The 24,225-nt window shown below is 38.8% G+C and carries 21 protein-coding genes; 14 read left to right on the top strand and 7 right to left on the bottom strand.

Annotated elements, in window-relative coordinates; all coding sequences use genetic code 11:
- Window positions 1–275 precede the first annotated feature (275 nt).
- The 6 genes from DKM50_13240 to DKM50_13215 all read left to right on the top strand — a co-directional run bounded on the left by DKM50_13240 (window position 276) and on the right by DKM50_13215 (window position 9,650).
- Window positions 276–3,101, top strand: a complete 2,826-nt coding sequence (locus tag DKM50_13240; GenBank protein PZM77366.1) for a hypothetical protein — start codon at window positions 276–278, stop codon at window positions 3,099–3,101.
- 291 nt (window positions 3,102–3,392) lie between these two features.
- Window positions 3,393–3,854 carry a ferritin gene (locus DKM50_13235; GenBank protein PZM77365.1) on the top strand — a complete coding sequence of 154 codons (462 nt, stop codon included), beginning with the start codon at window positions 3,393–3,395 and terminating at the stop codon, window positions 3,852–3,854.
- 123 nt (window positions 3,855–3,977) lie between these two features.
- Complete coding sequence (locus tag DKM50_13230; protein PZM77364.1) at window positions 3,978–6,179, top strand: hypothetical protein; 2,202 nt, start codon at window positions 3,978–3,980, stop codon at window positions 6,177–6,179.
- Window positions 6,180–6,363: 184 nt separating this feature from the next.
- Entirely contained in the window at window positions 6,364–6,765 is a 402-nt protein-coding gene (locus tag DKM50_13225) for a hypothetical protein (GenBank protein ID PZM77363.1), read from the top strand.
- Window positions 6,728–7,138 carry a hypothetical protein gene (locus tag DKM50_13220; GenBank protein PZM77362.1) on the top strand — a complete coding sequence of 137 codons (411 nt, stop codon included), beginning with the start codon at window positions 6,728–6,730 and terminating at the stop codon, window positions 7,136–7,138. Before DKM50_13225 ends, DKM50_13220 begins: the two co-directional genes overlap by 38 nt.
- Window positions 7,095–9,650, top strand: coding sequence for an AcrB/AcrD/AcrF family protein (locus DKM50_13215; GenBank protein ID PZM77361.1), 2,556 nt, complete (start codon window positions 7,095–7,097; stop codon window positions 9,648–9,650). Before DKM50_13220 ends, DKM50_13215 begins: the two co-directional genes overlap by 44 nt.
- 169 nt (window positions 9,651–9,819) lie before the next feature.
- Here DKM50_13215 and DKM50_13210 read toward each other — a convergent pair whose 3' ends face one another.
- Entirely contained in the window at window positions 9,820–10,410 is a 591-nt protein-coding gene (locus tag DKM50_13210) for an HdeD family acid-resistance protein (GenBank protein PZM77360.1), read from the bottom strand.
- A gap of 347 nt (window positions 10,411–10,757) precedes the next feature.
- Between DKM50_13210 and DKM50_13205 the strand changes: the two genes are divergently transcribed.
- Window positions 10,758–11,165, top strand: coding sequence for a hypothetical protein (locus DKM50_13205; protein PZM77359.1), 408 nt, complete (start codon window positions 10,758–10,760; stop codon window positions 11,163–11,165).
- Here DKM50_13205 and DKM50_13200 read toward each other — a convergent pair.
- The 5 genes from DKM50_13200 to DKM50_13180 all read right to left on the bottom strand — a co-directional run bounded on the left by DKM50_13200 (window position 11,162) and on the right by DKM50_13180 (window position 16,334).
- Window positions 11,162–11,902 carry a hypothetical protein gene (locus DKM50_13200; GenBank protein ID PZM77358.1) on the bottom strand — a complete coding sequence of 247 codons (741 nt, stop codon included), beginning with the start codon at window positions 11,900–11,902 and terminating at the stop codon, window positions 11,162–11,164. The two genes, DKM50_13205 and DKM50_13200, sit on opposite strands and share 4 nt — an antisense overlap.
- Complete coding sequence (locus tag DKM50_13195) at window positions 11,899–13,098, bottom strand: hypothetical protein (protein PZM77357.1); 1,200 nt, start codon at window positions 13,096–13,098, stop codon at window positions 11,899–11,901. Before DKM50_13195 ends, DKM50_13200 begins: the two co-directional genes overlap by 4 nt.
- Window positions 13,099–13,104: 6 nt before the next feature.
- The gene (locus DKM50_13190) at window positions 13,105–13,470 is read right to left on the bottom strand and encodes a hypothetical protein (GenBank protein ID PZM77356.1); all 366 of its coding nucleotides are present in this window, start codon (window positions 13,468–13,470) and stop codon (window positions 13,105–13,107) included.
- A gap of 83 nt (window positions 13,471–13,553) precedes the next feature.
- On the bottom strand, window positions 13,554–14,708 hold the full coding sequence (locus DKM50_13185) for a hypothetical protein (protein ID PZM77355.1): 1,155 nt from the start codon (window positions 14,706–14,708) through the stop codon (window positions 13,554–13,556).
- A gap of 87 nt (window positions 14,709–14,795) precedes the next feature.
- Window positions 14,796–16,334, bottom strand: a complete 1,539-nt coding sequence (locus DKM50_13180; protein PZM77354.1) for a sigma-54-dependent Fis family transcriptional regulator — start codon at window positions 16,332–16,334, stop codon at window positions 14,796–14,798.
- Window positions 16,335–16,663: 329 nt separating this feature from the next.
- Between DKM50_13180 and DKM50_13175 the strand changes: the two genes are divergently transcribed.
- Window positions 16,664–17,065, top strand: coding sequence for a hypothetical protein (locus DKM50_13175; GenBank protein PZM77353.1), 402 nt, complete (start codon window positions 16,664–16,666; stop codon window positions 17,063–17,065).
- Between the two features lie 142 nt (window positions 17,066–17,207).
- Here the strand turns inward: DKM50_13175 and DKM50_13170 are convergent, their stop codons facing one another.
- The gene (locus DKM50_13170) at window positions 17,208–18,089 is read right to left on the bottom strand and encodes a hypothetical protein (GenBank protein ID PZM77352.1); all 882 of its coding nucleotides are present in this window, start codon (window positions 18,087–18,089) and stop codon (window positions 17,208–17,210) included.
- 528 nt (window positions 18,090–18,617) lie between these two features.
- Here DKM50_13170 and DKM50_13165 point away from each other — a divergent pair.
- From DKM50_13165 to DKM50_13140, 6 genes are all read left to right on the top strand, one after another.
- Window positions 18,618–18,803 (top strand): hypothetical protein, encoded by a 186-nt coding sequence (locus tag DKM50_13165; protein PZM77351.1) that lies wholly within the window; start codon window positions 18,618–18,620, stop codon window positions 18,801–18,803.
- Window positions 18,804–18,814: 11 nt separating this feature from the next.
- The gene (locus DKM50_13160) at window positions 18,815–19,111 is read left to right on the top strand and encodes a flagellar hook-basal body complex protein FliE (GenBank protein PZM77350.1); all 297 of its coding nucleotides are present in this window, start codon (window positions 18,815–18,817) and stop codon (window positions 19,109–19,111) included.
- Window positions 19,111–19,812 (top strand): hypothetical protein, encoded by a 702-nt coding sequence (locus DKM50_13155; GenBank protein ID PZM77349.1) that lies wholly within the window; start codon window positions 19,111–19,113, stop codon window positions 19,810–19,812. The genes DKM50_13160 and DKM50_13155 overlap by 1 nt, the downstream gene beginning before the upstream one ends.
- A 176-nt stretch (window positions 19,813–19,988) precedes the next feature.
- Complete coding sequence (locus tag DKM50_13150; GenBank protein PZM77348.1) at window positions 19,989–21,368, top strand: TldD/PmbA family protein; 1,380 nt, start codon at window positions 19,989–19,991, stop codon at window positions 21,366–21,368.
- The gene (locus tag DKM50_13145) at window positions 21,368–22,720 is read left to right on the top strand and encodes a hypothetical protein (protein ID PZM77347.1); all 1,353 of its coding nucleotides are present in this window, start codon (window positions 21,368–21,370) and stop codon (window positions 22,718–22,720) included. The genes DKM50_13150 and DKM50_13145 overlap by 1 nt, the downstream gene beginning before the upstream one ends.
- Before the next feature lie 190 nt (window positions 22,721–22,910).
- Window positions 22,911–24,164 (top strand): hypothetical protein, encoded by a 1,254-nt coding sequence (locus DKM50_13140; GenBank protein PZM77346.1) that lies wholly within the window; start codon window positions 22,911–22,913, stop codon window positions 24,162–24,164.
- Window positions 24,165–24,225 lie beyond the last annotated feature (61 nt).

Genomic DNA, 24,225 nt, shown 5'->3' with positions numbered 1-24,225 from the left:
AAGTTGATCTGCTATTATTTCCATAAGGGAATTCCTTTCTTGATATAGTCTGATTAACTAATATCTTATCAGGAATTCCCCCATCTTTGATGTACAGCCATATATTGATCTGTTTGGCTATGATATGGATTGTTTCAGGGATCGACAAATATATTTTTTCTATGAGATGTGAGTTTTGATAAAAAGGAAATTTATATAAGTCTGATAACGATTAACTGCAGCGCCCTTGCTTTATTCTTTTTGTTATATTTGAAAAATATTCAATAGGATTATTTATGAGCATACGACACAAAACCATTTTATTACTTTGTTTATCATTAGTTGCCTTATTGTTAATCACAACATTAGTTGCCAGAAACTTTTTCCTCGATAATTATTTGTATCTAGAACAGCAGATGATGACAAGAAATCTGGAGAGAGTCAAATCAACGCTGACAGATTATTCTGGGAGTCTGGAGGTACTATCGTCTGACTGGGCAAATTGGGATGATACGTATCAGTTTGTAACCGATAAAAGCGAGAAATATATAGAATCTAATCTCCCTTATCAATCTGTACTAGACCTAAAACTTGATTTTATGCTTTTTTTCGACAAAAAAGGCAATCTTCTTACTGCTAGAGTTGTTGATAAAGATGGACGTCCCTGCGCGATTACTCCCGATATTCAGAAGTATATTATAGGAAATAAAAAGCTGATTTATAAAAGGGATAAAAATGACATAACAAGTGGAATTATACTATGTGATAGCATGCCAGCATTAATTGTGGCGAGGCCCATTCTGACAAGCAAAGGAGAAGGTCCGATTAACGGCACACTGGTATTTGGTTACTTCTTGGATATTGGCAGGGTAGAATCGCTGGCGCGCACTACACATCAGGCGGTTTCTCTGGTCGATTTAAGAAGACCTTTATCCCAGGACTTAATTATAGCCAAGGACTCATTACTCAAAGGGAATCTTTTTTATATTCATATGCACAGCAGTGCTTTAATCTCTAGCTATATAATAGTACGTGATATTGATAACAAACCTGCATTTATTGCCCGGATAGATGCTAAACGGGATATTTATTTGCAAGGAAAGCGCTCGCTGCTTTATTTGTTTATTTCTATCATAGGCATTGGGGTAATTTTTGTGCTGATTATACTTGTTCTTATGGAGAAAATAGTTTTATCCAAACTGATGTACTTAAGTTCCTCCATCAATCAGATCAGAAATTCGGGATCAGCTTCTGAACGGCTGACTATTACAGGTAATGATGAACTCGCAGTCCTAGCCAGGGCTGTTAATCAAATGTTGGATTCCATAGAGAGCTCCGCTGAAAAACTCAAAGGATACTACAATGAACTGGAATTAAAAGTGCAGGAAAGAACTTCGCAGCTTACTCTTGCAAATGAAATAATTAAGGCTGACATAGTAAAACGAGAGCAAATGGAGGAACGACTTAAGCAGATTAACAGGTGTTTTATTACCTTTGGCGATGATCCGACAGTGAACATTGCGAGTTTGACTGAAGCCTGCGGAGAGTTGTTGCAGGCAGATTGTGCGTTATATAACAGGCTTAATAATGAACTGTTATGTACGAAGGCACACTGGAATGTTCCTCAAGATTACCTGTTTGTCGATAAACCTGAAGGACAGGTATGTTACGATGTTATAATGAATCCCGATAAAAGTATTTTTATAGCAAATGACTTACAGAATTCGAGATATTATGAAACTGATATTAATGTGAGCAAGTGCAATTTGCAATGCTATTTGGGCAAAGCTGTAAGGTGTCATGACAAAAGCATCGGATCTTTGTGCGTTGTATACAAAAAGCAGTATGATCCCTCTGAAGATGACAAAAGTATAATAGAACTTATCTCAAGTGCGATCGGAGTCGAAGAAGAGCGGTATCTTGCAAATGAGTTGCTCCGAAAACTGGAAATTGCGGTTAAGCAGACTATGGACGGGATAGTTATTTCTGATATCAATGGGAAAGTCGGGTTTATTAACAATGCCTGTGCGCAAATACTTGGATCAGATATCGAGTCAATAATTGGAAAATATCCGAAAGATTTTTGTTCTGAAGACGAGATGGAACATCTGGTGCATCCTATTGGGGAGATGACTATGAGGAACGGAAGTTATGATTGTGAAATTGAGCTTAAACGAAAAGGCATGATATATCCGTTAAGGATTACGAATACGCTAATGAAGAGTCCTGAAGGCGAGGTAATGGGAACCGTATCCATATGGAAGGACCTTACAAGTCAAAAGAAAATAGAAGCGCAACTGGCTTTATCGCAGAAAATGGAATCGATAGGACATCTTGCTGCCGGTATCGCGCACGAGATAAACACGCCAATGCAATATATCGGTGACAATACAGTTTTTTTAAAAAATACTTATGAATCAATGCTCGCTCTCATTGACCAATATAGTGTACTGAAAAACAAAATAACCAGTCAACAGGATATTACAGATACCGTTGCAGCTATTGATAGACTTGAAAAAGACATAACCCTGGATTATATTAGGTCTGAGTCTCCTATAGCTTTTTCCGAGACTCTTACAGGTATTGGCCAAGTTCGAAATATAATCCTATCAATGAAAGAGTTCGTGCATCCAGGGGTAACTGCCAAGAGCCCTGCAAATCTTAATAAAGCAATAGAAATCACGACCAGCATCTCGAGGAATTGCTGGAAGTATGTTGCGACTCTGAATACTGAACTGAGTCCGGATTTACCGTCGATCTTTTGTCTCATTGACGAGATAAACCAAGTTATTCTGAATATGGTTATTAATGCCGCTCATGCGATTGAAGAAAAAATTGCGAAGAAACTATACGAAAAGGGCAATATAACCATAAAGACGCACAAAAAAGAGAACATGGTTATTATAACTATAAGCGATGACGGGATTGGCATTCCAAAAGAGAATCTAAACAAAATATTTGATATATTTTTTACAACCAAGGAAGTGGGCAGAGGTACAGGGCAAGGATTAGCACTTTCGTTGAATATTATCGTCAATAAACATGGCGGTGTCATTTCGGTTGAATCTGAACCATTACAAGGTACTACCTTTTTCATCTCTTTGCCCACTAACGTTAAGTAACCGGCTCTCAGTGCCAATATTCTAAATTTATATATTCAGTTACAAAGGCTCGGCTTTTTTTGTATTTTAATTTCAATTTTTTTTATTTTTTTCAAGGGGGCAAGCCAGTAATTTAACCGATGCTAAAAAGTCATCAAACTAAGCCAACCCTAACCCTCCTAACTAAAGCTATATCCATTTCGGAAAAATATCATCCATCACTCAAAATCAAGTAACGTTAAGAAATATTTACAATTGTCATCGCGGATATTAGCTATATAATCATAGCATTAAACCGAAGGGAGGTGGAATATGGATAACAGCACTCTCATAAGTATACTCAACTCGTTAATACAGCTGGATTTTGACGCTGATGAGGGGTATCATCAGGCGATGAAACAGACCAAGGACAAGGTAATCCATGGTCAATTAGGAACATTCTGTGCAGATCACGAACGACATATTGCCAATTTGACAGTATTGGTGCGTAGTTATGGCGGAATCCCGGTTGAACCGGTGCAGGATATTAATGGAATATTCATAGAAGGATATACACGCTTGCGCAGATCTACCGGAACCGAGGGATTGCTCCAGGCGGTTGAGAGTAACGAAAAGATAACCAACCGCGAATATAAAGCCGCTGCAGATATGGATCTGCCACTGAACGTAAAATCGGTTATTGAAATTAATTTTGCTGATGAAAAGCGGCATCTTGGGTATCTGAATAGTGCTCTCGCTAAACGGATATGGGAACAGGGAAGGCGTGCAGCATGAAATGCTCCCCCCGGAATAAAGCCGGGGTTAGTCTAAGGTTTGTTAGCTTGTGCGAACAAAAAAGTGCATAGGGTATGATTTAAGCATTAGACGGCGATATAAATTTCACATACAATATATAATATGTTTAATACAACCGGATGTATTTATAGAAAAAAAGTTCAAGCTATATCAATTCTTTTTTTACTTGCTGTCAGTGGATTTCTCTGTATATCACTTAACGCCGAAGAAACTATTTCAAAGGTCAAAACTATAGCGCTCACTCAAGGCTGGGAGTATTATTCAGGAGATCTTCAACTGAACGAAACCGGTAATAATTCTTTCGACTTAAATAATCAAGAGCTCAGCTGGAAACCTATTAATAAACCATCAATGACCAGAGCTAATAATAATGGCAACTCTTTTGTTTGGTTCCGCATTCGTTTGCCCCAAGGAGAATGGGAAGCTCCTGGATTATTTGCAAGCAAAGGTTATTTAGCTTTTGAAGTATTTATCGATAACGCTTTAATCTATAAATCAGGTACTATCCGAATAAATGGTCCGGCAAGTTATAACGGATGGGGTTGCCATATTCTTCGGCTAAAAAAAGATTATTTGGGTAAATATATTTATTTCCGTTTTTATAGCGACCTGTCAAATAAGATTGGTTTTTTTAAAACGGTTCGCATCGGGGAGCGAGATACAATTGTACAGGAGATTTACAATAGTAATTTGACCGGTTTTATTGGAAGTATAGTTTATTTATTAATTGCCATACTCCTTCTGGTCATCTATATCTATAATTCAAATAACTATCCTTATTGGCCGGTAGCTATTTTTTTAATAGCCACATCGCTGAATGCTATTTTTACAAAAGAGATTTATAGTTTAATCGTGAGTCCACAATACTCAGCGCTTAGTCTATGGGTAGGCATGTCAGGATTTCCGCTGATAATTATAAGCGGATATGCAATGTTGGAACAAATTATCATCGGCAAATTCAAAAAAATATTTAGCCTTTTTCTAAAGCTCAATATAGCGGTAATCGGCATAGGCTATATAATTGCATTTACGCTAGGATCAGCTTTTTATAAGGTTTATTACTTTAAACACTATCTTTTACCACCCTTAATTATATTGGGTGCAATTGCAATGATCTGGGAATTAATTGCACACAAAAATAAAGAAATTAAAATATTAAGTCTTGGATTAATTGCCTTAATCCTCTGCGGGACCTATGATGCCTTGATGCAATTTCATGTTATTAACTCAGAATTTTATTTGTGTGATTTTGGAACATTTTTTTTCGTAATTTCAGTTTTGATGATCTATATCTACCGCGGCAGCAAGGTTAAGGAAAAACTAAAAGAATACTCCATCCAACTGGAAACGAGCATTGATAGCCTCACGAAAATGATTGTACAATCCAAAAGAACGTCTACTATTGTAGACTCTGCAGTTTCCAATCTTGTTGCTATGATCACACAATCAGTAACTTCAAATCAGAGTATCGTTAATTCTGTTAAAAATATCTCAGAGTATAGTTTAGAGCAGTCCAGCAAAGCGGGAGAAGGCATTAACTCCGTTTGCATTCTCGAAACCCGGGCCTCAACTATACGAGAAACGGCTAACAAAATGAAAGAATCTACGGTTAACGTTGTCAATATGAGCACAAAGGGATCCGAGATTGTCGCTCAATTAGTTAAAAAACAAGATAGTATCAGACAAACCGTCGACAGAATTGATATCGTCGTTAACTCTCTGGGTAAAGAAGTTAAACTTATTAATAATTTTACTGATATTATCATGAACGTAGCCTCTGATACCAAGCTTCTGGCGCTTAATGCTTCCATAGAGGCCGCAAGGGCGGGGGATCAGGGTAGAGGATTTGCAGTGGTGGCAAGAGAAGTAGAAAAACTGGCTATTCAATCAAATAAAAATGCGAAAGAGATCCAGAGTATTATCTGCAGAGTTATTGATATATCCCAAAGTGTCATCATAGAAGTAAATAATTCGAAAAATATGTTTGCTGATCAAAATACAGTTGTTAATGATACAGGAATGATTTTTAACGAACTTCGCAGTACTATCGAATCTTCTATCAATGAAATTGAAATAGTTTATTCCCAGATCAACGAACTGAATTCTATTAAAAATCAAGTAGTTACTGCCATGAATACCATTTATACTTATACCCAGAGCAATTCTGAGCGCACCGACTCAATCCTGGCCTCGGTCCAGGAACACACCGCAATACTTGAGCAGATCAAAGGTTTTGTTAATAATCTGGAAGACGAATCCAAGAGCATGAAAGACCTGATTGATCAAATTCGAGTGTCTGGTTAAGGTAACCAGAAATTTATTGATCATGAACCGGCATGGAACCTATTCTACAAAATAGTTGTTTAATATGATAAGATACGGTTTGAAATAGTTTTTTCATGACATACTCAAAATGTTATCTCCAGTTTTGCAAAACCAAACAGAGATCGGTTAATATTTAAGCGAATTCAGAAAATAGGCAGTATTGATGAAAAAGTTATATATACTTGTGTTTTTTATATTTTATTTGAGCAGTCTTAACGCTCAGGAGAAATCTTATACATTGAGCGATGCCTTTCAACTGGCCAGAGCCAGGAGTGAAGTTTTGGCAGACCAGCAAGAGCAGGTTATTCAATCGGAAGAGCACTATAAACAGGCACTGGGTGCTTCATTCCCAACCATAAGTGGGGCATTCTCATATTCTAGCCAACATTTAATCGCCGGAAGCGGCGAATTTACAGATCAAACAAGTATAAAACTAACCGCAACTCAGCCACTGTTCAGAGGGTTTCGGATTGTTAATGCAATTAAGCAAAACAAAAGTGTAATTCAATCTCAAAAAGAAGCAGCGGATTGGGCTGCGTACCAGATATATTCTGATATGCCGTAACGGGTCGGCAAGAATTTCTGTGGAATTTGACCTAAAGCAGAATATTGATGTTGCTCTTCAGGAAGTACAAGCGAAGCTATCCCGGGCCCAACGTTCATTACCTGATGGTATCGAGCCTCCTACTATTTCTAAAACTAATCCTGAAGATCAACCTATAATGTGGCTTACAGTGAGTAGTCAAACGAAATCCCGCCAGGAATTGATGACCTATGTCCGTGATGTTTTAAAAGACAAATTCACGAGTCTTCCCGGAGTCGGAGACGTTGACCTGGGGGGCTATGTAGAGCCTGCCTTGCGGGTTTGGGCGAATAAAGCTGCCCTAAACAGATATGCCTTTACTTGTACAGGATATCATCAATTCTATTCAGAATGAACATATAGAGCTCCCCGGCGGACATATTGATGGTCCTGCCAAGCAATCCACAGTTCGGACCCTGGGTGAAGCAAGATCACTCGCGGAGTTTGAAAATATCCGCCTTAACTCACGTGGAGGCCAGCCGAATTATGCACCGTTTTATTTGAAACAGGTAGCGGACATCGAGGATGGTCTGGCTGATGCCCAGCGAATAAGCCGGGCAAATGGCCAGTTTGCTCTCGGTCTAGGTATCCTTAAGCAGCGAGGATCAAACGCAGTAGAGGTCAGTAAGCAGGTTCGTGACCGTATCAGCAGCCTTCAAAAAAGTCTACCGGAAGGTATCCATCTTGATATCCGCATTGATACAACTACATTCATCGCAGATGCAGTTCACGAATTATTAGTAACGATAATCTTTTCTGTTTTATTAACTTCATTTGTTTGCTGGCTGTTTTTAGGTTCCTGGTCAGCAACTCTGAATGTCCTGTTATCCATTCCAACTTCGGTTATCGGAACCTTTATTGTCCTTAAATTTTTAAATTTCACGCTGAATACTTTCACGTTGATGGCATTGAGTCTGGCTATTGGTATTGTTGTTGATGATGCGATTATGGTGCTGGAAAATATCATCCGGCATAAGCAACAAGGAAAAAATCGTTACCAGGGAGCACTTGGTGGCGCTAGCGAAATATCGTTCGCAGCTATGGCGGCAACCTTTGCTATCGTTGCGTTATTTTTACCCGTTGCTTTTATGTCCGGATTTATCGGTAAATTCTTTTTCCAGTTTGCGATAACGATGACCGTGGCAGTACTACTATCACTATTTGAGGCATTAACGCTAACTCCGATGCGCTGTTCACAGTTTCTCCAGGCAAAAGAGCATGAATCTCATCTTGGAAGATTTTTTGACTGGGGATTTGAGGGATTAAAAAAGCTTTATGCAGGGCTTTTAAAAAAAGCGCTAAATCATCGAATGTCAGTAATCGTTATATCTTTAATATTTTTCGCGATAAGCTTGATGAGTGTGAAATATCTGCGGAGTGAGATGGTTCCGGCGCAAGATCAGGGTATGTTTTCAATGCGTGTAAACTCACCGGCAGGCTCGTCGCTTACTTATACCGATGAGAAAGTAAAAGCTATCGAAGCTTTTTTGTCAGAACAATCGGAAATTGACGGTTATTTTGCTAATGTCGGCGGATACGGCGGCGGTGATCCTACTGTGGGTAATATTTTTGTGAGCATGAAGCCGAAAGGGCAGCGGGGAATAAATAAACGAACAAAAAAAGAATTAACGCAGCAGGAATTCATGAATAAGGCCAGAGGTCAGCTCAAGAAACAGATAAAAGGATGTAAGATCTCGTTGCAGGACCCTTCCATGCGCAGCTTTTCCAGCGGTATGAGTTTTCCGGTAGAGTTCACTGTGCGAGGTCCGGACTGGGATATTCTCGGCAAAGCTTCTTTATCGTTGTTTAATGCGCTTGAAAAAAATCAGTCACTAACCGATCTGGGAACCGACTACAAACTGGGTATGACAGAAATAGACATAGTTCCTGACCGGGTACAGGCGTCATTGCGAGGTGTAAGTTTGGCTTCTATAGGACAATCAATCCAGGCGATGATTGGCGGCATCAAAGTAGCACGTTATGAATCGAAAGGGCATCGTTATGATATTATTGTGAAATTGCCGGATAAAGATCGCGACGGGGAAAACATCATTCTGGGCTTGAATGTCCGCAATAACCGTGGTGAACTGATCCCGTTATCCCAGGTGGTCAAGGTTGTTTCCCGTCCGGCGCTTCAGAGTATCACGCGAAAAGACCGTGAGCGGGCAATAACCATTTACGCTAATGTTAAAACCGGGGCTTCCCAGGCACAGGTTATATCGCAGGTCGAAGCAACTGCTAAAAAGATTCTACCTGAAGGATATCGGATAGTTTTAAGCGGCAACGCTCAGGCCTCGCGTGAATCTCTGCAAAGCTTGATGGGCGTATTGGTTCTCGGTATACTCGTTGCGTATATGATCCTGGCGTCACAGTTTAATAGTTATTCTCACCCCTTGTCCGTTTTGATGGCACTTCCTTTTAGTGTTTCCGGAGCACTCCTGGCGCTATTGCTGTTTAATCAGTCGATGAACATTTACAGTATGATCGGCTTAATTCTTTTGATGGGGCTTGTTAAGAAAAACTCGATCCTGTTGGTTGATTTTACGGATCAAATGCGTTCACAAGGGAAAAATATCAAGGACGCCCTTCAGGAGGCATGCCCTATTCGCTTACGTCCTATCCTGATGACAACGCTGGCAACTATTGCCGGTGCAATTCCCTCGGCGTTAGCCTTTGGTCCGGGCGCAGAGACCCGCATTCCTATGGCTATTGCAGTTATTGGCGGGTTAGTTGTTTCAACGCTGTTGACAATTTTTGTTGTTCCTTGTTTTTATAGCCTAATCGCGAGGGAAAAAAGAGTATCGGAAGAAATGAATATATCTATCCTGCAAGCTGAAGGAAGTAGTCTTAACTTCATCCCTGAATAATTTTTTGATTCTGCCAAGGCCTTTTTGATGTATTAAAATTTAAACCCATATAACTCTTTCACGTTTTCAAAGAGGTTGTAACTATTTTAAAAAAAAGGTAAGAACGCAAAAAAGGGTGCTGCATTGTGCCGGCACCCTTTCTAACTATCTAAATCATGTGAGGTCAATGTTATGCAGCTTTCTTGTGTATTTCTATCTTATTCCCTTCCCTCTTTTCTCTCTCTCTCATATCGTACTCTGAGAGCTCAGCAGTTGTAGCGGCAACAGATATAAGCGTAACGCCAAGTATCAAGGCATATATTCCAATAAGCCATGATGTGGCAACTATTCCTGCAAAAGGATTGGTAAATATTAATCCTGCGAAGATAAGAGAAACTATTCCACTGAAAATGTTTAAGCCTCTGTGTTCACTAAACCTGCTTGCATTAACCAATGCAAAAATTCCTGTAACGAGTGCCCAAAGAGCAACAGCAACTAAGAATAATCCAACCGTAAGCCCAGGGAACGACATAACTGCCAGACCAATTGCTATACTTAAAATTCCTTCAAAGAGTCTTGTTCCCCATTGTGGATAGTATGCTCTGTTCCTTAAGCTGCCGAACAGATGGACTATACCGCTGATAACTGCAAAAAGTCCGAAGAAAAAGACTAACGAAACCAATGCAATACCTGGAAAGAAAAGAGCTGCCAATCCGAAAATGATGGCAACAATACCATTAACACCCAACAACCAGTTAATATTTGTTCTCATCTCAGCCATATTTTTCACCCCCCTTTCATATAGCTTCTTTAGGTATTAGAGGAGTATAGTACTCTATAATTATTTGTCAAATTTTTATTTCTTCTTCACTACATGAAAACTTGTAATTTTGAATAAGTCATTTTTTTGAACTTGTATTATCCTAAAAAAACGGAAGGATTTAACAGAGTGTAAGTGCTAAGATTTGGCTTTTCTCCCTTTTATATTATGGCTAATATATTTTATTTCCAGGGGTAATTGTGTCCTGAGGATAGCTTCTTATTTGTGGAGCAACCGTCGATTTTGTACAGCATAAGGTACTTGATATAATAGTAATAATTACACTTTTATTAACAAAAAGGGAAAAAATGCCGAAAAAACTAGGTAATGTTGTTTTATATTCTGTTCGAGAGTTGTCAGGCGCTTTAGGAGTTTCAGAATTAACAATAAGAAGCTATTTACGGACTGGCAAATTAAAAGGCCGCAAACTCGGTGTCCAGTGGTATGTCATAGAGGAAAGTTTGCATGACTATTTCGTTATACCGGCTGAAAGTATTATTAGAGATAAATCGAAAGATCCTAAAAGAAAAATAAAAGAAATTAAGAAGCCACTAGCGAAACCTTCTAGCCCCAAAAACGGCACTTCGCATGATAAAGTCAATAAGATTTTACTAGAGGAATCAAAAAAAGGTAATAATAGCAACCTTCCGCCTGAAAGCGCAAAATTAAAAAATCTGTTTACGAAGCAGTGGCTAGCAGCAGAAAGCAAAGATTAAGATATTTCTGGCGAGGCGGACGGGTCATAAGGGTTAATCCGAATTGCTAATGAAAACAGGTAAGGATAGTCATTCTTGAGGTGCTTCATATAAGCAAGCCATTCAATAATTAGTAAACTATAGGCCCGCTTAACATCATTCACAATATGGTCAAAGTCATTTGCAGAAAGATGTGCGATATCTTTTCTATGGATTAATTCTTCATCTAAATGATGGACAGCCCATAAAAGATCAGTAAATCTATCATGTTCTAATAAGTTAGGGTTCGCGAGGAGCCTTAAGAGGAACCCTTTCTTTTCTTTCAGAAAGAGCTTTAAGGTTTGCAGCTTCTCTTTACTAGGTTCTAAAGTAAAATTATAATTTTTAAAATGCTTTATGGCTTTTTTAAAATCTTTGTCCTCCCAGTCGGGAGTAATAATGAATTGCCCTTTAATTTTATGGTAATCTTTATCACATGCTGATATTTCTCCGAGTAGTTTTGTTCCGACTTCACTAAAAAAACTTCCGATAATCATATTGAGTTTTTTGAACAGGGTGCTTTTTTCTCTCATATCAAGCAGCTGATGGATTATTAAGGTTACGAGCAGTACTTCTATGGGAACAAATGCAATGTCATGAATTAAGTAGAAAATGATATCGTGCAGATCATTGAACAAAAGATAATGGATGTAATAAATTGCTGCCGATATTCCTATCAGTAACAGGCCGAAACTAAGTTGCCATTTAAAGGTTTTCACCGGGATTGCTCCTTGCTTTGTGTTGTCAGGCTAGAAAGCTGAGGAAATAATATTCTGATATGGGTTGTTTTTTCGAATACTGTGTCAGCTTCTGCAGGCAGTTCTTCCTCAAGCTTATATGAAATTGCCGGGATGGGCTGCCACTCTCCATTATTTATTTTGATTTGGACTAAGAATCTTTTTTGTAGCTTGGCTATCCAGTTTTTACTGTTAAGATCGTTTCTTCCATATTCCGGACGAATAAATGACGAAAAAAACGGAGAAACGTTTTCAAGCGAATTATCCTCTGCATTCAGCGGCCCGATTATCATCCATTGCGTCTTGATCCTTGCCCTCCCCATTTCTGAACTCATCGAATGATTGACCGGAATAATCTGAAAACCACCGAATTCTCCAAGTGGTGAGGTTGATATATCTATTACCCCGGTATGATTTGCCCTTATTCTTCCCGGTGGAACAAATTGTGTGCCGAGGAATCTTCCGACACCAAGCACCGGAGAGAGTACTGACCCTATAATTTTTGAGCTGTACTCCTGATCAACGCTGTATATTCTGCCTCCGAACCTGTTTTCAAAAATGATTTCACGGGGATAATTCGTGGGGCATATCACTTGTATCTCGATAATATCTCCGAGTGCTGGTACATAGCCCTTAAAGAGAGGCCTGAGCTCGTTATTTCTCATGACAAACACCGGATTTCCGACAAAAGGAGATGCTTCTTGTCCGAATATCTGCTCTCCACCGGGAATATTCGTAAATATCGTGTGACTATCGAGCTTATCATAATCCTTGGGCGCATCCTGCAAAAATTCTTTCGGAAGAAGACTAAAAATAACTCCCCGATTGTCCTGAATATTGAAGTCGGTTTTTATATGCATGGCGTTTACTGCTGTAGCGGTAACTGTTCCGATATTGGACCACTTGCTGGCTCGAAACCCTTTCTTAAGGGTATTATTAGCCGGAACAACAACTTTACCAACTGGGACAAAGGAATCGTTATTAAATCGAACTGAAATATTTCCGTTAAACTTGTTTTCTATGCGGATTGTGCAAATCTCAAAGAATGTAAAGTTATGGTAGCCCTCATTAACCGGGGACATTCCGTTAATTAAGGAAGAGGCGTTACTCAGGTTAGCTACGAGAAGTAGAAATAGGAACGAATAGAAAAAAAATGATAATGACTTGGAAAACTTCATAATAAATTAATTTCCGAATAATTCAGCAATAGAATTAAATAGATCAGAAGTGTTGACGGGTTTTTGCAGAGCTTTTTGAATCCCAATTTCTTTTATTTCCGGGTAATCGGCCAGTGAGCCATATCCTATTAACAGGATCATCTTAATGCCCGGAGCTAGTTTATTATCTTTAATATATTTGCAGGTGTCAATCCCGGTCAGTTTTGGCATAATATTATCAATAAGTATAAGGTCATATCGGGTATTCTTAATCATCCCGATCGCATCTATGCCATTTTTAGCCTCATCGACTATAAATCCTTTCGATCGAAGGGCCCTGGCCAGTTTAATACGTTTGATTTTTTCGTCATCAACGATAATTATTTTGTTCATAGGAGAACTTTTTTACAGTCATGCAATTCAATATTAATAATATAGTAAACCCTGCCATTTTCTAGTATAGACTATTAGCTTGATTAATAACAACCATTTATTTTTTCCCAGCAAAGATTATTAACGAAATTATTAATGGTCGTTTCGGAAGGCCTGACGTCTACCATAATTCCTTTAATGATATCAAGTCCGTTGATATTTTGGGAAGAACCGTTTTGTTCAATATAAAGTCCTTTTTCGAAATTATCGAATTTTGCCCTGTCATCCGGGTGCGACCATATGATAACACCGCCCATTTCGATTGACGCGGGCATCCCCTTCATCCATCTGGTTTTATATTTTAGAATATCCCTTAATACGAAGTATATTTGATATTCCTTGTTTCGTTTAGTCCCAAGAAAGTTAAGTGTATTGTGATAATTGGGTTCAGCTTCTATCCATCGTTTAACGATCATAGAGCCTGCGAGATCGATAAGATATCTGCTTGTACCGGTTAACTTAATAACAGGCATAGGATAATGAAGCATGGATATTTTTATGACATCATCAAGAATAACGACCTTGTCCTGTGCTTGCTCGATAGGCAGTACTTGCCGACACGCTTGCATATGGAGGTGCCATGGTATCGAGGCCCCCGCATCCTGACCATTAAAAAAGATAAGGTAATCTTCTGCTTCATCCATGAATTGGATCATATCCCGAAGGTGATCGCTGTTGATCCTTTGTATTACATGTGAAGCACTTGCGATAGTGAAATGCCTGTTAAATATAGGAAATGGATTAGTAAGGAAGTTATACTCATTTATGCTCTGTCTAGGATTCCAGTAAAACCCTTTCTGTCTTCCGTTTTGCTGCCAGATGATGTTTTCCATACAGAGAAAACATCCGTCATTCATATAATTATAGCCGCTGTTTTCCGGCGGTTTCCTGATTCCGAATCCCTTCGCTCTTTCCTCTCGTTTGGGATTGAACATAGCTGAAAAAGAGATCTTATACTCTTCATCAAACATTGATACGACTTCTACTCCATCAAGAGTATCTCCTATGAATCCGGTGTCAATTTGCTGTTCAAAGAGCAGATCTAGTGTAAGGCCCAGCCCAAGTTTGGGATATACCTGATTGAGCGCGTTTTGCAGTTTTTGCTGCGAGTCGATAGCGGAGATTTTCATAATATTTAATGCATCTTGTTTTGACACATTTTTCATTTCAATAGCATCTAATAATGTTTGTCTATCCATGAATTACTCCTTTTTAGCGGGGGGACATGTGGATTTGCTCTATTTCAATTATACAAAAATTAAGCAATAAATGATAAATATTTTATTTTATCTCTTAAATTTTTTAAAGTCGATCTCGTAACGTTCTATTTTGTACCCGAGGATCCTTTCCGTTGTCGAAAGATAAGCTGTCGCTTTTATTTTGTTCCCTCTGCTTTTTTGCAGCGCATCGATTATGAGTTCTTTTTCGAAGTTCTCGACTTGCTGGGAAAGAGATAGGGTATCTCTGTTCTCAACGGTATCAATTCGTTGCAGTGTCGGTGGAAGGTGGGGCGCTTGTATTGTATCGGAGTTACATAGGAGAACGGCTCTTTCCATGCAATTTTGTAGTTCACGAACATTTCCCGGCCAATGGTACGAGCTTAAAAGATCGATTGCCAGGGTAGATATCCGATTTATTTTTCTGTCATTTTCTTCTGCGTAGCGTGCCAGGAAATATTCTGCTAACAGCAAGACATCTGTTTTTCGTTCCCTGAGCGGGGGCATATAGATAGGAAATACATTAAGCCGGTAATAAAGGTCTTCGCGGAACCGATGTTCACTGATTTCCTTTTCGAGGTCCCGGTTCGTAGCTGCGATTACCCGGACATTTACTTTAACCGAGGTTATGCCGCCTACCCGTTCAAATTCCCGTTCTTGCAGTATCCGTAGCAGTTTTACCTGTAGCTGGGTGCTGAGTTCACCTATCTCGTCTAAAAAAATAGTACCTCCATGTGCCGCTTCGAACTTTCCTTTTTTTTGCTCATTGGCTCCTGTAAAGGCGCCTTTTTCATGACCGAATAACTCGGATTCTATGAGGTTTTCAGGGATAGTCGCGCAGTTGATTTTTATGAACGGTTTCTGGGCTCTTGGGCTATTATAATGAACGGCGTGAGCTACAAGTTCTTTTCCCGTTCCACTTTCGCCACGTATTAATACTGTCGTATTCGATGGGGCCACTTGAATAATGTTTTCATAGATATTATGCATTACGCTGCTATTGCCAATGATATTTGTGATGTTGTATTTTTCTCTAAGCTCTTCTTTGAGTTTGATATTTTCCGAAATTAGTTTTTCTTTCTCTTCCTCAATAAGTCTTTTTAGCTTAACCGCCTGGGCGATCATCGAAGCAATGATTGATAGTAACCTGACATCTTCGGTGGGTGCAATGTTGTTTTCAAAAAGTTTGTCCACGCTTATAGCGCCGATAATTTCGTTTCCAATTTTAATTGGAACGCAGATAAAAGAGATATCGTTTCTTTTGATATCGCCCCGAGAGCGGGTTTTGTTTAAAAAGAGAGGTTCTTTTCCTATAAGTGGTATTACTGCCGGATCACCTTTTTCGATCACCTTTCCGGTGATTCCTTCTCCTACCATGTACTTACCGCGTTTTTTTGCTTCGTCAGCCAAGCCATGTGCGATCTCTATGGATATTTCGTTGGTCAGTTTGTTTAATAAGGTTAGTGTTCCTCGGCTCATTCCCATTTTTGAATCAAGAATGCTGAATATTTTATTGATCGATTCATTGAGATTGAGCGACGCAGATAATGCCATACTAATCTCATACAGGGTTTGCATCTCTTTTACTTCTCTAATGGCATCCTCCATATAATACACCTCCACGATTAATGAAACAATTGTAGCATACATTTATGTAGGTTTAAATAAAAATATTTACAAATTTGTAAATTATATGGCAACTTTGTTGTGTTAACGTAATCAGCGGACAAAGACAAGATTAAGATCGGTAAAGAATGCTATTTGTTCGTTATTACGTCCTTTTACTTCTTGTAAGCGACACCGTCATCTGCGAATAATGATTTTGGCATAAAAATTGTATATACCTCTGCTGTTGAAGGAGGTGGCTGGTAACATTTTAGTAGATATAGTCAAAAAATGATTAATAAATAAAACTTAAAAATAGAAGGGAAAGAAAAATGAAAAAAATAATTGTAATAGCATCATTATTATTAAGTATTGCTGGGGTAAGTTTTGCAGATTTAGCAACACCATATTTATATACCTCATTTACGGGATCAGGCATGGGTAAGGGAGGTTTGAGGCTGGATTTCGGTAGCGGATTTGTTGCTGATGGCACGATTGGAATTCTTGATGAAAACACGAATTCATATTTTGCGGATTTCTATTATGGGAGCTGGGGCGTTGCCGTAGCCGGTGCTAAAGGCTCTACTCCGGCAGTTTCTTTTATGTATGCGCTTGAGAAAGCTATTAATAAAGATATCAGCGCTGGTATTTGCACTGATCTTGTTACCTATCAAAAGGATGCAGATCTAAAATCATTTTCTGTCTGGGATGTATATGTGGTAATGCCGTTATAACATATCTATTAAACTTGGAACGTTCGTGACCTCCTATCTTTGTGAAAGCAGCTGGAAAAAGCTGCTTTCGCCTTTTTATCGTCGCGTGGCATTCAACGCTCGGAAGCAGCGATAGCCAATTTTAAGAGGATGCACTTATAGGTTAGCGCATTAACGGTCTGTTGAGCAGGAGTGTGATTTCCTTATGTCCGTGCTCTTTTGCGTACATTGCCGCAGTTTTTCCGTAGCAGTCAGTAGAATGGATAAAGGATTTGTTTTTTATGAGGAGTTTTATTATCTCTGTATGTCCTTGGATTGCGGAGTAGATGAGTGCGTTTTTTCCAAAGATATCTTTAAAATTAATATTGACCTTGTTGACCAATAGTTTCACAATTTCTTTGTGGCCATTCATGGCGGCCCAAATGAAAGCAATCTTTTTGTGAGAATCTTCAATGTTAATATCGGCACTGTATTTTAGGAGCAGCTTGATCCATGAGGCCCGTCCATTTTTTGCGGCCCAAATGAGTGGGGTTTGTTTGTATTTATCTTTGGTATTAACATCAGCGTTATATTTAATAAGCATAAGAGCAATATCTTCTGCGTTGTTTTCTATGGCAACTCTTAACGCAGTTTTCCCGTTAGTATCTTTGCTGTTAACATTTGCATGAGCTTTGAGAAGTAGTCCTGCAAGCTCTTTATTCTTATTTAGGGTTGCTACCATAAGCGGGCTTTTTCCTTCTTTGTCCTGCATGTTTACGTCTATGTTATCCTTAATGAGGCGCTCAATCGTTTTAATCTCGCCTTTTCGCGCTGCGGAGAGGATATTGATATCACTAAAATCTTTATCGTAATGGTCTTCCCTGGTTAGTTGCTGTAGGATTTTTTCTGTGGGAAGGCTGCTTTGTTTATTCGCGCTGATAAGCTCCGGTTTTTTTGTGTGATTAAGGTCCTTGTCAGCACTTACAGTCTCGCAGAGGTCCTTGTCTAAACTGCTAACGATTTTTTTATTATTACTTGATCTTTCTTTAATTGAGGTTCCCGTCATCGATTTGATCCTTTGGTTAAGTTATTTTGCAGCCGCGCTTTAAGGCCTAAAATACAATTATTCTGAAACAATTATATTGTATCAATAAATTCATATACAAAGAAATTTTAAGCAAATATTATACCTTTGCAGCAAAGCTTTTAACTGCTCAAATTCTCGGGCGCAGCAGATGAATTTTATGATAATATGTAACTTTTTACAAGAGATAAAATATATATCTATAAAAGGCTGGGTTGGGAAATATTCCTTGTGGTTGTAAGGCTTTATTTTTCTAATATACTTTGAAACATTATTATTTTGTAAAATTGACATATAGTTATTTCTGCAATAATAAGCAAACAGGACCGAATGGAAATTCGGTTGATAGTTTATAGGAGGATTCCTGTGCCGGACAATATCGCGGTTTTTAGTTTCTTTGGAATTTATTTGATATAATTAATTTAACGGAAAATTTAAAAAGTTTTTTGCTGTACTTGACAAAGTGTTAATGTTTTACTATTGTAATATTTAAATGTTGTGGTGTTGCATATGAGCGAAAAGAATGAAAGATTAGCAATAAATGTAACAGTTTCCGAGGAAGAGTATGAGTTCGTAAGGCTCCATGCTTATCTTAGTAAATGCAGTATGAGTGCCTATGTCCGAAGGCTCATTGACCGCGAGCGCAAATTAACCGAGAATAAGACTAAACCAAAATCTCAAACTATCCTGAAATAGAGGTGATAACCATGCTAGATATTAATCCTATTTCCTCAGACATAGCCCTTGATAAAGGACTGAGTTTGCCAAAAGGCCAGAGCTTCGGGGACAGTTTTAAAAAGACCTTAATCAATAACCTTAATGAAACCAACAAGGCTCTTGTAACTGCCGATAATTTATCCCAAGACTTTGCCTTAGGAAGAAATACGGATATGCATAAAGTGATGATGGCAATGGAACGAGCTTCGGTTGCTATGCAGTACACCGTGCAGGTTCGGAATAAGTTGGTTGAAGGAATGCAGGAATTACTGAGGATGCAGGTTTAATGACGTTTAGCTTGTTACCATTATTGCAAAAAAGTTATCAGCTTCTCAGGCAAGATTATTCCATAGTATTTCCCTCAATCATAATTTATTTTCTCGTGAGTATTTTCAGTTCGTTCATAAAACTAAAATTAGACGAACCGCTGCAAAATGTGAATAGTACGACTCAGCTTTTTATTGTGGTATTTTCTTTCGTTCATATCTATGTACAGACGCTTATTGTCGCAATGGGCAAAAGCATAATTGAAGAAAACCGGATAGACTTTGTTCGAAGTCTTCTTCTAAGTTTAAAAAAGATTATTACCGTTTATGCCGTCTCTCTAATTATTTTATTTCCTACAGGCTTATTGCTAGTTGTTTCTGCGCGTCTTCCTGTTGTCCAGTATGTTGCCATGTTCCTGGTATTGTGGTTTGTCGTTATTTTGCTTTTTGTGCCGATAATTGTTATTAATGACGGGCTTGGTATTATTAATACCCTGCGCAAACTATTTCTGTTCATAAGGCTTAATAATCGAACATTTTTTAACTATTCTTTCTATTTTCTAGGGATCATGCTGGTGTTATTCCTGATCAATAATATGTTCATTTTTATTCCATATATTGGAGAGAATCTGATCTTTCCTGTTTTGCAAGGGCTTATCGGCACCTACCTGGTAATTCTCACCTATACCTACTATCGAGATTGTAATGAGAAAGTATGCTAGCCTGGTGTCAGGAATTATAAAAAAATAATATGTAAATTATTCCGGGGATATGTTATATATAATAAAAAGTTGTTAAGAAACTTATAATATATTTTGCTTATAATACAATTAATATTAATTCATTTATCATAGCCTGACATTTTATCCCTGTAAATATTTTTACGCGAGGTTGATCCATGATAGAAAAGAAGTTATCAGAAGAAATTATAGACACTTTATCCGAAAGTGGCGCCAGGTTTTGTGAACTTTTTGCTGAAAAGACAAAAAGTACGATGGTGTTTATGGAGCAGAGTAAGGTGGAAAAAATAACCGCCGGTATTGATTCCGGAATCGGCTTGAGAATAGTTGAGGGAGATGCGACTGCTTATGCTTATGTCAACTCAATGGAAAAAGATCGGGTGCTGTCGGTTGCAAAAGAGTTAAGCAAAGTCTTTAAGGCAGGACAAAAGAAGCGCAGTGTTACGTTGCTTCCATTGCAATCGTATAATGCCGACTATATCAAAATCGTGCCCGAATCTGTTGGCTTAGGTGAAAAAATAGAGTTATTATATTTTCTTGATAAAACCGGGAGGTCCGTATCTCCCTTGATTAACCAGGTATCTCTTCGTTACGGCGATTCCGAACAGGAAATATATATTGCTAATTCAGAAGGAATACACGTCCGTGACGTGCGGATACGGTCAAGATTCATGATAAATGTTATAGCCCAAAAAGATGGCATTATCCAAACCGGATATGAAGGCCCGGGAGAATCCCGTGGTTGGGAATATATTAAAGAATTACCAGTAGAAAAAATTGCCAGAAAGGCTGCTCAGAGGGCCGTAAACATGTTAGACGCCGCGTTAGCGCCTGCCGGAAAAATGATGGTAGTATTGTCGGGGGAAGCTGGCGGTACAATGATCCATGAAGCTTGCGGCCATTCATTGGAAGCGGATTTTATTCATAAGAAGACCTCGATTTTTAGCGAGAGCCTTGGGAAGATGGTGGCGTCGCCTCTCATTACTGTCATTGATGACGGGTCGCTGGCGTACAAGTATGGGTATTCGGCAGTAGATGACGAAGGCACCAAAACATCGCCAAGTGTCCTTATCGAAAAGGGTGTGTTGAAAAATTTTATTAATGATAAGATGAGCGCGAACTTGCTTAATATGCCGCCGACCGGAAATGGTCGAAGAGAAAATTATCGGAACAAACCGGTACCGAGGATGACTAATACCTACATCGCGAATGGCGAGACTGACCCGCAAGCGATTGTAGATAGCGTATCGAATGGCTTATTAGTTACAAAGATGGGTGGCGGGCAGGTAAATACTACCAACGGTGATTTTGTATTTGAAGTGTCGGAAGGGTTTATAATTAAAAATGGAAAAGTAGCGGAACTTGTCAGGGGTGCTACCCTCACCGGAAATGGTCCTGAAGTACTGAAAAGCGTTGATATGGTTGGAAATGATCTTACCTTTATTCCGGGAGTATGTGGAAAAGGTGATCATGTTCCGGTTAGTGATGCACAGCCAACGCTTCGTATTCCGGAAATTGTTGTTGGAGGGCAGGTATAATGCAAGCAAATGAGCAAAAAATTGAAAAAATATATGACCGGTTGCGCAACAAAGGCTATAACCAATGGGAGATCTTCTTCTCTTCCCTGGATTTCCAGAAAATTACCACAAGAAAAGAAAATATAGTAGAAACAAAGAAGGCAGTGAATGAAGGTTATGGCATCAGGATAATTGAAGACGAACGAGTCGGATTCGCCTATTCGAGCGACTTTTCTCAAGAAGCCATCGCGGCAACTATCGATAAGGCAGAGAGTATTGTCAATTATAGTGATAAAGATATTAATAATATTCTACCGGAGTTCGAAGAGAATCCGAATAAAGATCCCTTGAATAATGTCGATGAGAGCATTAAAAATCTTTCTATCGAACAAAAAATTAATTTAGCCTATCAAATAGAAAGAGAAGCTTATCGTTACGATAAGCGAGTGGTAAACACTGAGGAAGTCGGAGTCTCGAGCGGCATATCCGAGACATTATTAGTTTCATCAAAAATACCTTTACAGAGAAATGTTTCTACCTATCTTGGCGGTTATGCAGAAGTGATTGCTCAGTCGGGAGACCAGAGAGAGGCTGGAGCTTATATGCAGACCTCCTCGGCGCTGGTTCAGTTTAATCCAGTTAATATCGGGCAAAAGGCGGCCTATCGATCGACGATACTGCTTGATGCGGTTTCTCTGCCTACCCAGAAGATCGATGTTGTCCTTGATCCGACGGTTGCTGTTCAGTTTTTAGGTGTTATGGCAGCTCTTTTTGATTCGGAGCAGGTTTATAAAGGGAAATCTTTACTGAAAGGTAATCTTGGAAAGCCTGTTTCCAGTCCATTACTCACGATTGTCGATGATGGAATGTATCGTGGAGGACTTGCTTCGGCATATTATGATGATGAAGGGGTTCCTACGAAGCGAAAAGTTATCATGGAAGACGGGATTTTAAAAACCTATCTTTATGATAGTAAGAATGCCAACCGGGCCAATGGTAAGAGCACGGGGAATGCTTTTCGCTCTTCGTACAAAATGGTGCCTGGAATATCTCCCAGCAATATTTATATTCAGCCCGGAGAGAAGAATACCGAAGTTTTTTTGAAAGAGGCTCATAAATGTTTTTATATTTTTGAAGTCATGGGGCTTCACATGGTTAACCCGATATCCGGGGAGTTCAGTCTGGGAGCTCAGGGCATATTGATAGAAGACGGAGAACGAACAAAAGCAGTCAAGGGAGTTATGATTGCCGGAAACCTTCTCGACTTCTTGAAACAAATATATTTTATCGGGGATGACCTTGAGTTTTTCTCCGGCAATGGGTATATTGGTTCTCCTACGGTATGTATCAAAGATATCATGGTGGGCGGGTAGATTTTTTCCGGGTTGGGCTGAAGGTCAATAAGCCTTCTTCTCAATTTTAGGTAACCGGCAGTAGCTAATAATTACTAAGTTAGCGATCAGATTAGCATTTCCCTAGGGTTTACCAATTACACAGAGAAAATATATAATATTAATATGACACGTTGTAACTACTGTCAAATCCGGCTATTAACGGTTTCGTATGAAAATTATTAAGAGACTATCGTTTTTTTTCCTTGGAATGTTCCTTGTCAGTTTACTGCTGTGGATGATGGTTGATATTAAGGAAGATATTATCAACAATGCCACTAGCGTTCAAAAGAAGGTAGAAATTCATAACATAAATTTTTATGGTTTCCATGATAAAAAAAAGGTTTTTAGCGTACATGCTTTGTCGGCTTGGTCAGGTGACGATATCGACGAAGCCTATCTCAGCGACATTGTTGACGGCAAGATATTTGCTCTGGATGGCCGAATTTTATTTCAGGACCTCAAGGCTAAGAAGGTATATTCTAATGCTCGGTATGACAGTGTTTTTGCGGAGAATGGTATCAGTGCCCTGTTTATGTCCAGTGCTTATGCAGAGGAGAAGAGCAAACAAGATAAAATACTAATAGAAGCTGAGCAATTGAAGTACGATTCCTTCAGAAAGATGACCTATATTGAAAATAATATTAAGCTGACAAACGCTAAAACGGATATAGTGGCCGATAGAGCGGAAATCGAAAACGAGAAGAACCGGGCTACGTTTTTTGGAAATATTATACTTTCGAACGATGATGTGGTTATCACCGCAAACAGGCTTATCTCATATTTGGATGAGGAAAGAAATATCGTGACCGGAGGCGTGACCTTATATTGGCTGGCAGAGCCCTCCCGGAATGCAACTGATAGCCGTAAAGCAGAGATCAGAAGCAAAGAAACCAAGATCACCTGTCAGGAGATGTTTTACAATAAGAAAAAGGATGAAGAGTTCATAACCTTTAATTACAATATAAAAGTAGTCCAGAATAACAAGATATTATATGGCGACATGGCTTTTTATAATGGCAAAGAGAAAAAATTCTATTTATACGGCAATGTAAAAATAGAACTTACCTCGTTAGAATGGCTCCTTAAAGATCAAACAAAAAAGAAATTAAAAGATAAAGAATCGAAAGAAGCAATCAAAGAAAAAACGTATATTACCGGAGATGAACTGGTCTTTAATCGTGATAATAATGACATCATTATCCGAGGGGATGTCCATGTTGACCAGCCGAAGAATGAGGCCTTTGCCGGGATTGTGAATTATACGGATAAAAACGAACAGTTTACATTACTGGAGGCGGTTAAGATCCGGAAGAAAGGTAAAGATTGGATAGACTCCGAGGAAGCCAAAATGTTTCTGCAAGAAGAAGTTTTTGAAGCGATGAGAAGGGTTGTAACCGAGTTTACTATTACGAAAAAGAAATAGAAAGATTAAAATTAATTGAAACAGGAATAAGGAATATGTTATCTTCGTATGTTAACGTAGG

Source organism: Candidatus Margulisiibacteriota bacterium (assembly GCA_003242895.1).
Taxonomy (GTDB): Bacteria; Margulisbacteria; Riflemargulisbacteria; order GWF2-39-127; family GWF2-39-127; genus GWF2-39-127.
Note: the sequence above shows the minus strand (reverse complement) of the source record. Positions and strands in the feature narration are given on the sequence as shown.

Coding starts and splice junctions, on each gene's coding strand:
- DKM50_13155 (PZM77349.1), top strand. CDS start 19,111: ATGACGTTTAGCTTGTTACCATTATTGCAAAAAAGTTATCAGCTTCTC.
- DKM50_13225 (PZM77363.1), top strand. CDS start 6,364: ATGAAAAAGTTATATATACTTGTGTTTTTTATATTTTATTTGAGCAGT.
- DKM50_13190 (PZM77356.1), bottom strand. CDS start 13,470: ATGAACAAAATAATTATCGTTGATGACGAAAAAATCAAACGTATTAAA.
- DKM50_13165 (PZM77351.1), top strand. CDS start 18,618: ATGAGCGAAAAGAATGAAAGATTAGCAATAAATGTAACAGTTTCCGAG.
- DKM50_13195 (PZM77357.1), bottom strand. CDS start 13,098: ATGAAGTTTTCCAAGTCATTATCATTTTTTTTCTATTCGTTCCTATTT.
- DKM50_13145 (PZM77347.1), top strand. CDS start 21,368: ATGCAAGCAAATGAGCAAAAAATTGAAAAAATATATGACCGGTTGCGC.
- DKM50_13175 (PZM77353.1), top strand. CDS start 16,664: ATGAAAAAAATAATTGTAATAGCATCATTATTATTAAGTATTGCTGGG.
- DKM50_13140 (PZM77346.1), top strand. CDS start 22,911: ATGAAAATTATTAAGAGACTATCGTTTTTTTTCCTTGGAATGTTCCTT.
- DKM50_13205 (PZM77359.1), top strand. CDS start 10,758: ATGCCGAAAAAACTAGGTAATGTTGTTTTATATTCTGTTCGAGAGTTG.
- DKM50_13170 (PZM77352.1), bottom strand. CDS start 18,089: ATGACGGGAACCTCAATTAAAGAAAGATCAAGTAATAATAAAAAAATC.
- DKM50_13215 (PZM77361.1), top strand. CDS start 7,095: ATGCCTTTACTTGTACAGGATATCATCAATTCTATTCAGAATGAACAT.
- DKM50_13160 (PZM77350.1), top strand. CDS start 18,815: ATGCTAGATATTAATCCTATTTCCTCAGACATAGCCCTTGATAAAGGA.
- DKM50_13240 (PZM77366.1), top strand. CDS start 276: ATGAGCATACGACACAAAACCATTTTATTACTTTGTTTATCATTAGTT.
- DKM50_13185 (PZM77355.1), bottom strand. CDS start 14,708: ATGGATAGACAAACATTATTAGATGCTATTGAAATGAAAAATGTGTCA.
- DKM50_13235 (PZM77365.1), top strand. CDS start 3,393: ATGGATAACAGCACTCTCATAAGTATACTCAACTCGTTAATACAGCTG.
- DKM50_13230 (PZM77364.1), top strand. CDS start 3,978: ATGTTTAATACAACCGGATGTATTTATAGAAAAAAAGTTCAAGCTATA.
- DKM50_13210 (PZM77360.1), bottom strand. CDS start 10,410: ATGGCTGAGATGAGAACAAATATTAACTGGTTGTTGGGTGTTAATGGT.
- DKM50_13150 (PZM77348.1), top strand. CDS start 19,989: ATGATAGAAAAGAAGTTATCAGAAGAAATTATAGACACTTTATCCGAA.
- DKM50_13180 (PZM77354.1), bottom strand. CDS start 16,334: ATGGAGGATGCCATTAGAGAAGTAAAAGAGATGCAAACCCTGTATGAG.